Genomic DNA, 13,977 nt, shown 5'->3' on the forward strand with positions numbered 1-13,977 from the left:
ACGATCGCGTGCACGCTGCGAGCCTGGGCTACTTCGCCGGAGCGTCCACGGCCATGCCCCGCACCAGAGCCGCGAGCTGGCCGCCCTCGAGTGCCTCCAGAACGGCCATCGGATATTCGCTGTTCCACCGCTCCGCCCGGACCACGGAATGCAGCCACTTGCGGCGCTCCTCCGCGGAGGCGCCGGCAATCCATTCCGGCGATCGGCAGGAGAACTCGCTGTCGAGCTCGACGTCGGGTCCACTGAGCCCGCATTCCACCGCCGCCTCCAGCATCTCGTGGTAGCCGGGCAGCGTCGTGATCGTCTCCGGGGTCTGATGCGGCTGGCGCTGGTACTGGTCGAGCAACTGCCGCGCAGAAGCCAGGAATTCGTCCATTGTCGGTTTGTCCATCTGATCGTCGCGCACCGTGACCTTCGCCGGCAGGGCCTTGTTTTCATTTTTCACGCGTTTGACAGGGTTCTTAGCCTTGCCGAAGATCGCGCGAAAGTCGGCTCTGCCGCCACAGTCGAACAGCAGGAACCCTCGTGAAAATTACCTCTGCAACCGTCTACCATGTCAAAGGCCAAGGGCTGACGCCGGTCATCGTCGAGCTTCAGACCGACGCCGGGATCACGGGATTGGGCGAAGCGGCGCCCTCCTTCGGTTGCGGAGGCAGCGGAGCGGCAGGGATGATCCGCGACCTCTGCGAGCGGTTTGTCGTGTCGCGCGATGCAAGGCGCATCAACGCGATCGTGGCCGAGATGATCGACCAGGCATTCTGGCTGCGCAATCCCGGCGGGATCGCCGCCTCCGCGCTCAGCGCAATCGAAACCGCTCTCTGGGATATCAAGGCGCGCTCGCTCAACCTGCCGGTCTATGATGTGTTCGGCGGTCGCCTGCGGGACAATCTCGATTACTACGCCAATGGCTGGTATTTCGGGGCGAAATCCCGTGCCGAAGTCATCTCGAAGGCCGAAGCGGCCGTTCGCGATGGGCATCGCGGCCTGAAGATGTATCCGCTGGCCCGCATCCGGCCGAACGGCACTCTGCGCCACCCCGACAATCGCTTCGCGGACGACCGCACCGTGGTCAAGGACGCCATCGCCTTCGTGCGGGACATGCGCGCGGCCATCGGGCCCGATGTCTTGCTGATGCTCGATCTGGCGGGCGGGCTTTCCCACTCGGATACGATCCTGTTCTGCAAGGGGATCGAGGAATACGACATCTCCTTCGTGGAAGAGATCATCGATCCGGGCGACCTCGGCGCGATGCGCCAGATCGCCCCGCATATCCAAATCCCGATCGCCACCGGCGAGCGGCACCACCTGATCAACGGCTTCCGCGACCTGCTCGAGACGCGTTCCGTCGGCATCCTGCAGCCCGATATCGGCAATGTCGGCGGCTTCGCCGAAGCCTTCAAGGTCGCCGCCCTCGGCGAGGCCTACGGTCTGAAGGTCCAGCCGCATGTCTGCGCAAGCTCGCTCGGGGCGAGCGTCGGCGCGCATCTCAGCGCATGCATCCGGAATTTCTACATCCAGGAGCATTTCCCCTACTGGTCGACCATTCCCGGCTACGTCGAGGTCGCGAACGAACCCTTCGAGAGCTGCGCCCGCAATGGCAAGCTTCCGGTGCCCGAAGGCCCGGGTTTCGGCGTGACGCTCAACGATGCGGTGATGGAGAAATATGTCGTGGCACGCCTCGGCTGACAGCTTTCGAAACGCCCTGGCGGGCCGTCTCGTTACGGACAACATCATCGAAACTCCATGTAAGCACGGTCGGGCGGCTGGCCGATGTAGGATCAACAGCGGGACGGAGCCGCACGGAGCGGTGATCGCGCGCCGCACCGCCGGGAGACGAGGACAGCGTCGACGTAACCTCCTCCTGCGGCTCCTTCGTGGGGTGAGACCCACCGGCATGGCGTCCACCGATCGACGCAGGAGATTTCTGCTGGGTTTTGCGCAACGGCGCCTTATCTGTTGCCTCAATACTTCTTGAGTTATTGAGGCAATGATGCGCGAGGAAGAAGCCCTGAACGCCTTCGCGGCGCTGTCGCAGGAAACGCGGCTTCGCATCGTCCGGCGGCTGGTTGCGGCGGGCCCTTCAGGAATGGCCGCCGGGGCGATCGGCGAAGCGATGGGCGGGGCCTCGTCGTCTCGTATGTCCTTCCATCTCAGCCACCTCGAACAAGCGGGCCTCGTCACATCCCGTCGCAAGGGGCGCTCGATTGTCTACAGCGCGGCGCTGACCACGCTTTCCGGCCTTGTCGCGTTCCTCATGCGCGATTGCTGTCAGGGAAATCCGGAGGTGTGCGATCCCGCGATCGCCGCCCTTTCCACGTGCCGCAACCTCACAAAGGTAACACCCCATGTCTGATGCGCGTGCTGCTCGCGTCTTCGAGGCTTTCTCGCTTTCCACCTCCGACCCTCACCGAAAGCCTGGCATGAGCGCGGCGGCAGATCATTCAAACGAGCGGAGACACGCCACCGATGCCGAATGAGCTTCCCAATCTCGATGAGAGCTGCGTGGATTTTCCGAGCCTCGACCGGCTGCACCCGGCAAAACCCTCGGCCCATCCACCGCGCATCCTGCTGCTTTACGGCTCGCTGCGCGAACGCTCCTACAGCCGTTTTCTGACCTTCGAGGCCGAGCGCCTCTTGAAGCATTTGGGGGCGGACACACGCATCTTCGATCCTCACGGTCTGCCCCTGCCCGATGGCGATGACGTCAACCATCCCAAGGTTCAGGAATTGCGCGACCTCTCGCTTTGGTCGGAGGGGCAGGTCTGGACCAGTCCCGAGCGGCATGGCGCGATGAGTGCCGTCCTGAAGGCACAGATCGACTGGATTCCTCTCTCGGTCGGCTCGATCCGTCCGACGCAGGGGCGCACGCTTGCGGTGATGCAGGTCTCGGGCGGCTCGCAGAGCTTCAATGCCGTCAACCAGATGCGCGTTCTCGGCCGCTGGATGCGGATGATCACGATCCCCAACCAGTCATCGGTCGCCAAAGCCTGGCAGGAATTCGACGAAGCGGGCCGGATGAAACCGTCACCCTTCTATAGCCGTGTGGTCGACGTGATGGAGGAACTGGTCAAGTTCACGCTGCTGACACGCGACGCCTCGCCCTATCTGACGGATCGCTACTCCGAGCGAAAGGAAAGCGCCGAAGCTCTGGCACAGCGGATGAACCTGTCGGCCGCCACATAGCTGTGCCCGGCTGATGCGAGGCGGACGGGTCGTGCCTGAGCAGCCTCTCCGCCGCCTCGATCTCGGCCAGCGAACAATGTGGATACCCGGCGTTTGATCCTCTTCTCACGCGAGGCCGCGAAGATCCCTGTCTTGGACGAGGAACTCGGGGCGGCAAGATCGCCCGTTTCTCCTCTAGACTGTCTGGATGAAGTTTTCCGTCTGCTGCAGGCGTTCGATGTCCTGGCGCGGGGGAGCGCCGAAGAGCCGGCGATATTCACGGCTGAACTGGGACTGGCTTTCATAGCCGACCGTAAATCCCGCAACACCCGCCGTTGCCCCCTCCGCCAGCATCAAGCGTCGGGCTTCCTGCAGGCGGAGCTGCTTTTGATATTCGAGCGGCGTCATCCGCGTGATCGACTTGAAATGTGCATGAAGGGACGATGTGCTCATGCCAGCCGAGCTTGCGATATCGTCAATCCGCAAGGGCTCTTGAAAACCACGCCGGATTGTGGCGATCGCCCGGCTGATCTGACCAAGATGCGTATCCGCCGAAGCCATTTGGCTCATGGCGCGACTACGGCCGCGAGGCGCTTTTCGATCTCGGAGGGAAACGGTACCAGCTCGACTGGCTCTGCCAGTGCGTGGGTTTCGATTCCGACGCGGTCGCCTGGCGGCTGCTGGACACGCTCACCGCGCCTACGGAAGCGGCCACCGGCGCCAGCGAGGTGGCCGCATGACGCGACACTTCCTGATGACCCTCGCGATGATCGCCAGCCTCTTCTTCGTCGCCGGCTGCGCTTACGTAGCGGGCCGCGTCGATGGGATGGCGGATGCGCTGGAGATGCTGGCTCCCGAGTCCACAACCTCTCCCCGTTCGAAGAAGCCGCCGTCGACCTCCTCTCGGATTGAGGCAAGCCATCGGATCAGTGTAAGGATCGACAAAATAGAGGTGTGAATTCTAGGAATTCTCGATGCTTTATCTCGAAGCGGCTCGCCAGGATCGCCCCATTGAATCCGAGAGAGAGGATCGACTGGATCGAATACCCTTCGTTGAGAATCTGGCACGAGCCCTTGTCATCGAGGAGCTGGATGACAACAACAAGGTAATAGGTCGCCGATCCACCGGATACGTTGTTGGCCTGACAGGCCAGTGGGGGCTCGGGAAGTCAAGCGTCCTCAATCTCTTGGCCCGACATCTTGAGGCGACCGAGCACGTGGTCGTTGCGACGTTTAATCCGTGGCTATTCAGTGGCCGAGACGAACTGGTCTCCGGCTTCTTCAATGCACTTCGCGGGGGGCTTGGACGAAGCCTCGGAGAAAAGGCTGGCGACCTCATGCAGCAGGTCGATCGCTATTGGGGCGCGATCGACCTCGCCGGCAAAGGCGCTGCTGCGATGATTGATCTTGTCGGGGGAGCGGGCGCCGCCACGGCTGTCTGGAAGTCTCAAGCACTAGGATTGCGTGATGCTGTTGTCATGCCGAAGGTGCTGACACCGGACGAGGAGCGGGTCGTGCTGGAGCGGAAGATTGCCGAGGCAGATTGCGCAGTGGTCGTCCTGATCGACGAGCTGGACCGAGTGGAGGACGAAGAAGTTCGCGCAGTAGCGCGACTGGTGAAGGCGATTGGCGACATCAAGGGTGTGTCCTACCTGGTCGCCTACGATCCGGTGCGGGTCGTGCAAGCCTTGGGTCGAGGGGAAGGCGACGAACGCCGTAGGTCGGGCGAAAGTTACCTTGAGAAGATTATCCAGCACCCAATCCCGCTCCGCCCTTTGTTTTCAGAGGACGCACATGCTCTCCTCAATTCTGCCATTTCTGGGTACGGAATCCCGTTAGAGCCTCCCCGCAGTGAGAGTCAGCGCGCTCTGTTCAACCACATAATCAATGCCATCAAGACGCCACGAGAGGTCAAACGTTTGGTTGGCGCTTTCACGGTGCTTGAGCGGGCAGTAAGCGGAGAGATCTGCCCCTACGATGTGCTTGGGTACTGCTGGATCATCAGCAAGTCCCCGGGTTTGCGCGATAAAATCGCCGACCATCTTGACGCACTAGTCAATGACCCTCCCGAAGTGGAGATGAGCAAACGCGCTGCACGAAGCATGAACAACGAGTCGGATCTGGGGGTGGTCGACATATTAGGGTCGGCTGCCGAGCCTCACGAGAAGACACTCAAACTCCTATTTCCGCGGTTCGGAGAGGGTTCAGCAGAGGACAATGGAGATAAGTTGTCCAGGCGACGAAACCTCGTCCGGATGCTCTACCTAGGTAATCCGCCGGGAGCAATTCGACGCGCCGATATAGAGGCTCTTTGGAATATTGGCGATGTTACCGAGTTGGAACGCGCTCTGCGCACCCTCATGGAGGAAGGTAAGCTAGCGGCAGCGATCGACAGGATCGACGACCTGCTTCATCTGCTTCCTGAGCGGGGTGAGAAGGTCTTTTGGCCAGCTATGTCTTCTGCCTTGCGCCGAAAGACTGATTGGGCAAGCGGCCCCGCAATGTCGGGAAGTATTGCAGACGATGCCGCGGCCGTCCTGTATCGATCCGCAACGCGCGATACTCAGAAACGGAAACGCCTCAAGAGCTTAATCCATTCACTGATTCGGAAGCAGGATCTCCTTCTTGTTCCATGGATACTACGGAAGAATCTCTTTGCCCATGGCCTGACCTATCACTCGAAAACAGGAAGGGGCGGCGAGATCCTGACCCTGGAGGAGACAAAGGACCTCTTAGCTCGAGAAGTACCCCGCTACCAGCAGGCTGTGATAAGCGGTGTTGCTCTCAAACGCGTGCCGACATTGGAAGCAGTGTATGTGCTCGCGAATACAGAACATTGGACCCCCGAGATCCGCTCCGCCTTTACCGATCAGCTCGACAGCTTAGAGGCAATAGCCACATTCGCTGCACTAAAGGTGCCTCCCGGCTACGGCGTCGATCCCACCTCGCTCAACAAACTCATCGATACCGACGCAGTTTTCACGACGCTGGAAAAGCTGGGCGAACCACGAGAGCCAGCTGACCCATGGCTCGCGGAGTGTCTGCAGCGACTGAGGAACGTGTTGCGCGGTGAGACCGTGTTCTAAAGATGCAGCCAAGTGAACGAGGTCCTCGAGCGTCATTGCTCTAGGACATGAAAATCGACGATCATCGCAACCTCCCCGCCGCGACGTTCTGTTCGGCAAGCACCGGGCCACCGTGCACCGTCATATCGATGCCGGCCGCCTGTCATGCACCGTCCGGGGCGACGGGAAGCGGGTGATCGATCTCTCTGAGGCGATCCGCGCCTATGCCGAGCCGCAGGAGATGCCGGGCGAACTGCAACAGTCTGCGACGCCTCCCGTCGAGGAGGGGCAACAGGCGATGTTGCAGGCGTTGCAGGCCATGCACGCCGAGCTCGTGGCGCCTCGCCAGGAGGTGGCGGCACTGAAGGATCAGCCGCGGCTGCTGCCGGCGCCAGCATCGGCCCGCGAGAGTGTCAACCAGGCCGCAGGAGAGCCGCGGCGTGATTCCGAGGGGCAGAGTGCCAAGCCGGATGACCCGCACGGCCTGCGGGCGCTGGCGCGGGAATTGTTGGGCTGAGCGTGTCGCCTATTTGCCGCCCGGCGCCATCTACGGCCCCTGCCGCCTCAAAGACGACATCACTAAGCGCTTAGGATTTCGGGAGAAAGTGGCGCACCCGACAGGATTCGAACCTGTGACCTCTGCCTTCGGAGGGCAGCGCTCTATCCAGCTGAGCTACGGGTGCAGCTCACGCCCATGTAACCGATCAAAGGCGGGCCTGCAACGGCGTGTCGACGCCTGTTGCGCGTTTATGAGGGCGCTGGCCGCGAACCGCCTTTGTCGGCGTCTCACGCTCAGCCTCATCACCGGCACTCCCATCGCCTTCCGCCCGCACTCGCTGCCCCACATCGTCCGTCCCCTGGCCCCGCCTCCAGGGGCGTCGATGCAGAAGGCGTGACCGTGCCGCCGACCCGCCGGATTCCAAAGAACTAAGCCGCGGCGCCCAGGGGCGCGCCATGGGCCACCGTCCGCCACGCCCCCGATTTGCCATCACGCTTACATCTGCCTAGTTCTTGCTCAAGCGAAGCAGGGAGGCACAAAGCCGTGAGCGACAATCCGATCCTGAAACGCGTCTACGCGCTCGCCGGGGACCGCGACGAAACGCGCAATGTCTATGCCGCATGGGCCAAAGACTACGACACCGACACATTGCGGGGGATGGGCTACGTCGCGCCGAAACTTGCGGCCGCGGCCCTTGCCGACCTCGTCGACGACACGGCCCGCGTGCTCGATGCCGGCTGCGGCACGGGCCTCGTCGGCGCAGAACTCTCCCGCCATGGGCTCGGCGCCGTCGACGGCATCGATTTGTCGCCGGGCATGCTGGAAGTCGCGGCCGAGAAGAACGTCTACCGCAATCTCGACGTGGCGGATCTGACAGAGCCCCTGAAAATTGCCGACGACAGCTATGATGCGGCGATCAGCGTCGGCGTCTTCACCTCCGGCCATGTCGGCCCCGAGGCGATCGCCGATCTTGCGCGCGTGGTGAAGAAGAACGCACCGCTCGTCATTACCGTGCACGAAAATGTCTGGGAGGCGCAGGCCTATCCCGATGCCCTCACGCGCTTCGAGGCGAACGGGCATCTGCGCATCAACGGGCTCATCGACGCGCCCTATCACGAACGCGAGGGCTATCGCTGCCGGCTGTGCCTGCTGTCTGCCGCGTGATCGAGCCCCGAAGCGCGTCAATACGTGTCACGCTCCGCCCTCGGAAGCCGCGATAGCATCGCCGTGCGAGAGCCGCAGGAAAAGGAGCAGAGCGATGAGCGAGAACTTCCCGGAAACCCTGCAGGAGGTCACCGACGGCATCGAGCTTCTGCAAGGCGCCATTCCCGATCTGATGCAGGCCTTCGGCGCGCTCGGCGAAGCCGCCTCCGAGGAGGCCGCCCTGTCGCCGAAGATCAAAGAGCTCATTTCGCTCGCGATCGCCGTCTCCGTGCGCTGCGACGGCTGCATCGCCTACCATGCCAAAGCCGTGGCCGATTGCGGCGCCACGCGCGCGGAGGTGGCCGAGGCGATCGGCACCGCCATCCATATGGGCGGCGGCCCCTCGGTGGTCTATGGAGGTGCGGCCCTCAGAGCCTTCGACGCCTTTCTGCAAGACCACGGCTGAGGCGCAATCGTGGAAGGTGGCGGGCGGCCTGACGAAGCCATTTGATGATTGAGAAGAACAGAACCGGCCGCGATCTTTGAGCATGATCCGCATTTCCACCAACATCGCGCTTGCCGAAGACGAAATCGAAGAGCGCTTCGTCCAGGCGTCCGGCCCCGGCGGGCAGAACGTCAACAAGGTGGCAAGCGCGGTGGAGCTGCGCTTTGCGCTCGCCGCCTCGCAGAGCCTGCCGCCGGACGTGAAGCAGCGCGTCACCGGCCTTGCCGGCCGCCGCCTGAACAAGGACGGCGTCCTCGTCATCCGCGCGGAACGCTTCCGCAGCCAGGAGCAGAACCGCGAGGATGCCGAAAAGCGCCTCGTCATGCTCATCCGCCAGGCTCTGACGGCACCCAAGAAGCGCCGGCCGACGCGACCGACCCGCGCCTCAAAGGAGCGGCGCTTGAAGGCAAAGAAGGCGCGCGGGAGCCTGAAGAAAGAAAGACGCGGCGAATGGTGAGAAGGTAAGCCCCGGCGAAATGCCCGGCTCGCCTTCTCTTTGCTTGTGAGACAAGAACAGGCAGTCTAGCCATATCGGATGAGCGATGGACTGAGACATACCGGCTTCTTCAGCGACGAGGCCTGTTTCTGGCACGGTGGCGGCAATTACGCCTTCATGGTGCCGGCCGGCGGGCTGGTTCAGCCCATGAACGGGCTACCGGAAAGCCCGGAGAGCAAACGGCGGCTCAAGAACCTCTTGGAGCGCACCGGCCTCATCGCCGAGCTCGATCAGCGCTCTGCCGCACCGGCGACGGACGAGATGCTCCGGCGCGTCCATCCCGAACATTACCTTCGCGAATTCAAACAGCTCTCCGACGCGGGCGGCGGCGAGCTCGGTCAACGCACGCCCTTCGGGCCGGGCGGTTACGAGATCGCGGCCCTGTCGGCAGGCCTTGCAACGGAAGCGCTTCGTGCCGTCCTCGGCGAGGAAATGGTCAACGCCTATGCGCTGTCGCGCCCGCCCGGACATCATTGCCTGCCCGACCGGCCAATGGGCTTTTGTCTTCTTGCCAATATCGCCATCGCCATAGAGGCGGCCTTTGCCGAGCGGCGGGCGGAGCGCATCGCCGTCGTCGATTGGGACGTGCATCACGGCAACGGCACCGAGGCGATCTTTTACGACCGCAGCGACGTCCTGACGATTTCGCTCCACCAGGAAAACAATTACCCGCCGGGCTCCGGCCGGATCGAGGCCCGCGGCGAAGGGGCCGGCGAAGGCTACAACATCAACGTCCCGCTTCTGCCGGGCGGCGGCCACGACGCCTATTTCTATGCCTTCGAAAAGATCGTGAGCCCGGCCCTCACCCGGTTTCGTCCGGATGCGATCATCGTCGCCTGCGGCTTTGATTCCTCCGGCGTCGACCCGCTCGGACGCATGCTGACCTCGGCCTCGACCTTCCGCCAGATGACACGAACTCTGATGGAAAGGGCGCTCGAACTCTGCGGCAGCCGCCTCGTCGTCGTCCATGAAGGCGGCTATTCGGAGCTGCATGTGCCCTTCTGCGGACACCAGGTCATCGAGACGCTGTCGCGCTCTGAGATCCATGCGCCGGATCCGCTGGAGGAGCGCATTTCAGGTCAGCAGCCCTCGCCGCGCACCCAGGCGTTCCAGCGCGTCCTGATCAACGAAATGGCCGGCTTTCTAGGCTTTTAGCGCCCACCCCTCCGCTCAGGAGAAAACCTCTCGCCCAGGGCGGGAGGTTTTGGCACCCCTGCACAGATCAAGGACGCGTTAGCTCACGCCCTTCAAGACCGGCATCCATTGCGCCGGCACAAAGCGATAGCCGTCGCCGTCCTTGCCGATATGCCCGGTCGCCGGGAATGGGAAATGGTAAGAAGCGATGCGCATGCGCTCCTCGGCCACCATGTCGAGGATGCGGTGGCGCGTCTCCCGCGCCGCATCGGCATCCTGATCGAAGACGGCCGACCAGTCCGGATGGGTGACGAAGAGCGCCGGATGGTTGGTCGTATCGGACAGGAACATCATCTTCTCGTCGCCCGAGGCGATGGCGAAGACGGTGTGGCCCGGCGTATGGCCATGGGCGTCGATCGCGGTGATGCCGGGAGAAAACTCCTCGTCCCAGGAAAACTGCGTCAGGCGATCATCGAGCGTGCCGAAAATCTGTTGCGCGAGATCGAAATTCCCGCGCCGCCCTTCCGGGGCATTCGCCTTGTTGTCGTCGCTCATCCAATAGGCATATTCCGGCTCCGGCACGAAGACTTCGGCGTTCGGATAGATCGGCGCGCCGTCCTTGCTGGTGAGCCCCATGATGTGATCGCCGTGGAAATGGCTGATCACCACCTTGGTGACGTCTTCCGGCGCCATGCCGGCCGCCGCCATGCCCCGTTTCAACTGGCCGGCCGTGGGCGGGCCTTTCTCCCCGAAGCCGGTATCGAAGAGGATGAGATCGTCGCCCGTCCGCAATGTAAGCGGCGTGAACGGGATGAAGAGCTTGTCCTCCGGCAGAAACGCCTCGCGCAACGCCGCCTGCACGTCCTCAAGCCCCGCATTGACGACGAAACCGTCCTGAAGCGGGCGTTCCGCCATACCGTCGGAGAGCTGCGTGACGAGAAAATCGCCAAGCTGATAGCGATAGGCGCTCGGAAGCTGCTCGTCCGGTGCCGCCGGCATTCCGGCCATCTCTTGATTTCCTTCAGATGCGCTTTGCGCATCGGCTCTGCCAATGCCGCGCGTCAGGGCGGCCGCGCCGGCTGTCCCGGCGGCCAGGGTGAGAAAAAGTGATCTCCTGTCGAGATGCATACGAACCTCCCTCACGGTCAAGTCTCCTAACCAAAACTAGGAGGCAGACGGCGCTTGTCAGGTCGGCGGCAACGCGCCTGGGACAAATCGCTGTGAGGCGAGAGGCTTTTCAGGTTCCGCGGATGCGGCCACGTCCCGCGAAGAGCGGTGTTATCTGGACGACGAAAAAGAGAAAAAAGGCGGACGACCAAAACGTCCCGCCGCCCACCAGGAGCGGACGGTAGAGATCGACGTCGAGCGGCGCCGCAACCCGCAGAAGGGCGCCAGCATGGACGAGAACAATGGCGAGGCGCACCGCCTTCCCGGCCGGTCTCCCCGCCTCAGCCGAAACCGCAAGCCGCGCCATCACGGCAAGCGTCATCGTGCCGATCGCCCCGGCAGAGAGCGCATGCAGCGCCGCATCGGCGGGCACAAGAGAGGCAGGCGATGCGGCAAGTGCGGCGAGGCAAAGCCCGACAATCAACCAAAGATAGCCGCCGTGAAGAGCAAGCGTTGGCAGATCACCGAGGAGGAAGCCGCGCCAGCGCACGAGACGTGCAAGGTTGATGAGACCCGCACTCCCCGCCAGCACGAACGTGAGCGGATGCGACGGCACGAGCACCCAGGCGACAAGACCGGCGGAGAGCGACAAAAGCGCGATCAGATCGAAGCGCCGATAAGGCTCCGGCACGCGCCCGCCCGCTTCCTCCCCAAGGGCAAGACGCGTGAACTCGGGCACGAGCCGCCCTCCGACGGCCCCGATGAGGAGGGCGCCGACGGCGATGCCGAGGCGGGAGAGAAGTGCCGTCATCTCGTAATCGAGAGGCCCATCACCGAAAGCGAAGACACGGTGCGCCAGCGAGGCCCCGGCAAGAAGCGGGAAGAGCACAAGCCCGTGCTTCGACTGTCTGCCGCCCGGAAGGCGCGATAGCTGCAGAAGCAGGCCCGCAACGGCGAGAGGAAAGAGAATATCGACCGCCGTTCCGATCGCAAACGGCACGACGAGCGGCAGAAGGCGGCCGGCGGTCCAAAGGACGAAAAGAAGCGCGAGCGACCGCTCCGGCAAAGCGCTCTCGCCCGTGCCCTTGGCGGCGAGTGAGAGAAGATAACCCGCCATCACGGCGGGCAGATAGCCGAACACCATCTCATGCGCGTGCCATTCGAGCGCCGGCATGCCGGCAACCTCGACGGGCTCAACCAGATAGAGCCAAAGCCAGACGGGCACGGCCGACGCGGCGAACAGCGAGGCGCCGATGAAGAACGGGCGGAAGGGGGTGGCGAAAAACCAGCCGCTCCGGCGGCCGGGATCCGCGGCGGCCGCGGCAGAAAGCGCAGACATCGCTCAAGCCTCAGATCCGACCGATCCTGACGCGCCATTCATCCGGGCCGCGCACGACATAATCCCAGGTGAAATCGCCCGGGATGGCGATCTGCAGATAATGAAACAGTCCCATCGGATCGTGATCGTTGACGATGAGCAGGGCCTCGCCCGTCTGAAGCTCATCGAAGGCGGCAAAGAAGGCGACGCGCCGCATCGGTTTCGTGACCTCGCGCAAATCGACGAGCCGATCCTCGGCGGCAGAAACGGTCATCACTCACCCTCCACGTTTCAAAAGAGACCCGAAGACTAAGCCGGCGGCTGTCATCACTCGTTGCGCCACCACAAACAAGGGACGCGAGGCTTCCTCTGCGAAGGGACGAAACACCCATCTGGCCGTCTCTCTGCCTTAGAAAAACTCATCCAGCATGAGGTGGAATTGCAGCCTTTGCCAATCGACATCGACGACGCCGTATTGCCGGAGAAACCGCTCCTGAAGCGAACGGTCGAAATCCCCAAGACAGTTCCACATGATGGCAAGGTCCTGGTATCGATCCGCGATACCGGCTTTCCCGACATCGATGCACCCCGTCACCTCACCATCGAGGATCGAGAGGTTGTCGAGAGAAAAGTCGCCATGCGTGACGACCACATCCGGCGCAAATGGCAACAGGCGATGCATCTCCTCCCACACCTGTTCTGCCGTCCATCCTTTCCGCTCGTCATCGAAATCCTCGACATCGACCAGGCCCGCATCGAGGCGCTCTCGCGCACGGGCGAGGCTGTAAACGTGATCGCTCGTGAAGGGGCAGGCGCACACTGGGATCGCATGCAGCCGGCGCAAGAACACCGCCAGCGCGTCGACAATGGCGAGGCCCGCCGCGGGATCGGCCTCCAACACCTGATAGGCAGTCTTCCCGGGGATGGCCGTCGTCACAAGCCATGCCTCATCCGACGTACGCGTGAAACTGATGAGCGCCGGCACCGATATGTATCCGGCGAGCCAGCGCAATCTCACCATTTCATCGCTCAGATCATCCGCGAGGGCATCTTGGCCATGCTTCAAAAACGCGTCCGGGCCATTCAGTTTGCCATGCAGTCGAAAGACAGAACCGCCCGACTGACCGACCCTGTCGCGCATCCACCGATAGCCCGCCAGGTCGGCGGACATATGGCCGGGCACCGGAGCCGGCTCACACGCCTCTTCTCGATCCACATCGCTCATCCATAACCCCCTCCGCAAGGAGGCGCTTTCCATAGGTCACGAATGCGGCCTTTGCTGCGAACCTCGCAGGGCAGGACGCCGCGCCCGAAGCCGATCTGTCACGTCTTTCCGAACCACCGCAGCACGCTGCCGCAACCCACCAAGCCAAGAAATCGGCGGCCTCCACAGCAGTTTTTGACAGAATGTCGCAGACGACCTCCGTGCCGTTACTGACAGAATGCCGCACCACGCCAAATAGGCCACCGTTCCGTTCTTTGCTTTTCCGCAAAAACGCTTTCCGCGATCGGGTGTTCATTCCCGTCATCGAACGAGATCGAGAAAAA

General features: G+C 62.8%; 16 protein-coding genes and 1 tRNA gene. 10 read left to right on the plus strand and 7 right to left on the minus strand.

What is annotated here, in order from left to right; genetic code table 11:
- Positions 1–28 precede the first annotated feature (28 nt).
- Positions 29–445: a hypothetical protein gene (locus BLP76_RS14265; RefSeq protein ID WP_092814667.1), complete on the minus strand. Its 417-nt coding sequence runs from the start codon at positions 443–445 to the stop codon at positions 29–31.
- A gap of 80 nt (positions 446–525) precedes the next feature.
- Here BLP76_RS14265 and BLP76_RS14270 point away from each other — a divergent pair, with 80 nt between their 5' ends.
- From BLP76_RS14270 to arsH, 3 genes are all read left to right on the plus strand, one after another.
- Positions 526–1,686: a mandelate racemase/muconate lactonizing enzyme family protein gene (locus BLP76_RS14270; RefSeq protein ID WP_092814670.1), complete on the plus strand. Its 1,161-nt coding sequence runs from the start codon at positions 526–528 to the stop codon at positions 1,684–1,686.
- A gap of 304 nt (positions 1,687–1,990) precedes the next feature.
- Positions 1,991–2,353 carry an ArsR/SmtB family transcription factor gene (locus tag BLP76_RS14275; protein WP_092814878.1) on the plus strand — a complete coding sequence of 121 codons (363 nt, stop codon included), beginning with the start codon at positions 1,991–1,993 and terminating at the stop codon, positions 2,351–2,353.
- A gap of 113 nt (positions 2,354–2,466) precedes the next feature.
- Positions 2,467–3,183: an arsenical resistance protein ArsH gene (gene arsH / locus BLP76_RS14280; protein ID WP_092814672.1), complete on the plus strand. Its 717-nt coding sequence runs from the start codon at positions 2,467–2,469 to the stop codon at positions 3,181–3,183.
- A gap of 174 nt (positions 3,184–3,357) precedes the next feature.
- On the opposite strand, the gene BLP76_RS14285 is transcribed toward arsH, so the two are convergent.
- Entirely contained in the window at positions 3,358–3,732 is a 375-nt protein-coding gene (locus BLP76_RS14285; RefSeq protein ID WP_092814675.1) for a helix-turn-helix transcriptional regulator, read from the minus strand.
- Positions 3,733–3,898: 166 nt separating this feature from the next.
- On the opposite strand from BLP76_RS14285, the gene BLP76_RS14290 reads away from it, so the two are divergent.
- The 3 genes from BLP76_RS14290 (at position 3,899) to BLP76_RS14300 (ending at position 6,744) form a co-directional block, all read left to right on the plus strand.
- Entirely contained in the window at positions 3,899–4,120 is a 222-nt protein-coding gene (locus BLP76_RS14290) for a hypothetical protein (RefSeq protein WP_092814678.1), read from the plus strand.
- A gap of 16 nt (positions 4,121–4,136) precedes the next feature.
- Positions 4,137–6,248, plus strand: coding sequence for a KAP family NTPase (locus BLP76_RS14295; RefSeq protein WP_092814681.1), 2,112 nt, complete (start codon positions 4,137–4,139; stop codon positions 6,246–6,248).
- 172 nt (positions 6,249–6,420) lie between these two features.
- On the plus strand, positions 6,421–6,744 hold the full coding sequence (locus BLP76_RS14300) for a hypothetical protein (protein WP_139163754.1): 324 nt from the start codon (positions 6,421–6,423) through the stop codon (positions 6,742–6,744).
- A gap of 89 nt (positions 6,745–6,833) precedes the next feature.
- On the opposite strand, the gene BLP76_RS14305 is transcribed toward BLP76_RS14300, so the two are convergent.
- Positions 6,834–6,910: transfer RNA gene (locus BLP76_RS14305), tRNA-Arg, on the minus strand.
- 359 nt (positions 6,911–7,269) lie between these two features.
- Between BLP76_RS14305 and BLP76_RS14310 the strand changes: the two genes are divergently transcribed.
- From BLP76_RS14310 to BLP76_RS14325, 4 genes are all read left to right on the plus strand, one after another.
- Positions 7,270–7,890, plus strand: coding sequence for a class I SAM-dependent DNA methyltransferase (locus BLP76_RS14310; RefSeq protein ID WP_092814687.1), 621 nt, complete (start codon positions 7,270–7,272; stop codon positions 7,888–7,890).
- Positions 7,891–7,984: 94 nt separating this feature from the next.
- The gene (locus BLP76_RS14315) at positions 7,985–8,335 is read left to right on the plus strand and encodes a carboxymuconolactone decarboxylase family protein (protein ID WP_092814690.1); all 351 of its coding nucleotides are present in this window, start codon (positions 7,985–7,987) and stop codon (positions 8,333–8,335) included.
- 82 nt (positions 8,336–8,417) lie between these two features.
- Positions 8,418–8,831, plus strand: coding sequence for an alternative ribosome rescue aminoacyl-tRNA hydrolase ArfB (arfB, locus tag BLP76_RS14320; RefSeq protein WP_092814693.1), 414 nt, complete (start codon positions 8,418–8,420; stop codon positions 8,829–8,831).
- A 78-nt stretch (positions 8,832–8,909) separates the two neighbouring features.
- The gene (locus BLP76_RS14325) at positions 8,910–10,025 is read left to right on the plus strand and encodes a class II histone deacetylase (protein ID WP_092814696.1); all 1,116 of its coding nucleotides are present in this window, start codon (positions 8,910–8,912) and stop codon (positions 10,023–10,025) included.
- Between the two features lie 78 nt (positions 10,026–10,103).
- Here the strand turns inward: BLP76_RS14325 and BLP76_RS14330 are convergent, their stop codons facing one another.
- The 4 genes from BLP76_RS14330 to BLP76_RS14345 form a co-directional block, all read right to left on the minus strand.
- Complete coding sequence (locus BLP76_RS14330; RefSeq protein ID WP_244514592.1) at positions 10,104–11,012, minus strand: MBL fold metallo-hydrolase; 909 nt, start codon at positions 11,010–11,012, stop codon at positions 10,104–10,106.
- Between the two features lie 229 nt (positions 11,013–11,241).
- Positions 11,242–12,450, minus strand: a complete 1,209-nt coding sequence (locus BLP76_RS14335) for an NnrS family protein (protein WP_092814701.1) — start codon at positions 12,448–12,450, stop codon at positions 11,242–11,244.
- Positions 12,451–12,460: 10 nt separating this feature from the next.
- The gene (locus BLP76_RS14340; RefSeq protein WP_092814704.1) at positions 12,461–12,703 is read right to left on the minus strand and encodes a DUF2249 domain-containing protein; all 243 of its coding nucleotides are present in this window, start codon (positions 12,701–12,703) and stop codon (positions 12,461–12,463) included.
- 135 nt (positions 12,704–12,838) lie between these two features.
- Positions 12,839–13,654, minus strand: a complete 816-nt coding sequence (locus tag BLP76_RS14345; RefSeq protein ID WP_092814707.1) for an APH(3')-I family aminoglycoside O-phosphotransferase — start codon at positions 13,652–13,654, stop codon at positions 12,839–12,841.
- Between the last annotated feature and the right edge of the window lie 323 nt (positions 13,655–13,977).

The organism is Afifella marina DSM 2698 (assembly GCF_900102695.1).
Taxonomy (GTDB): Bacteria; Pseudomonadota; Alphaproteobacteria; order Rhizobiales; family Afifellaceae; genus Afifella; species Afifella marina.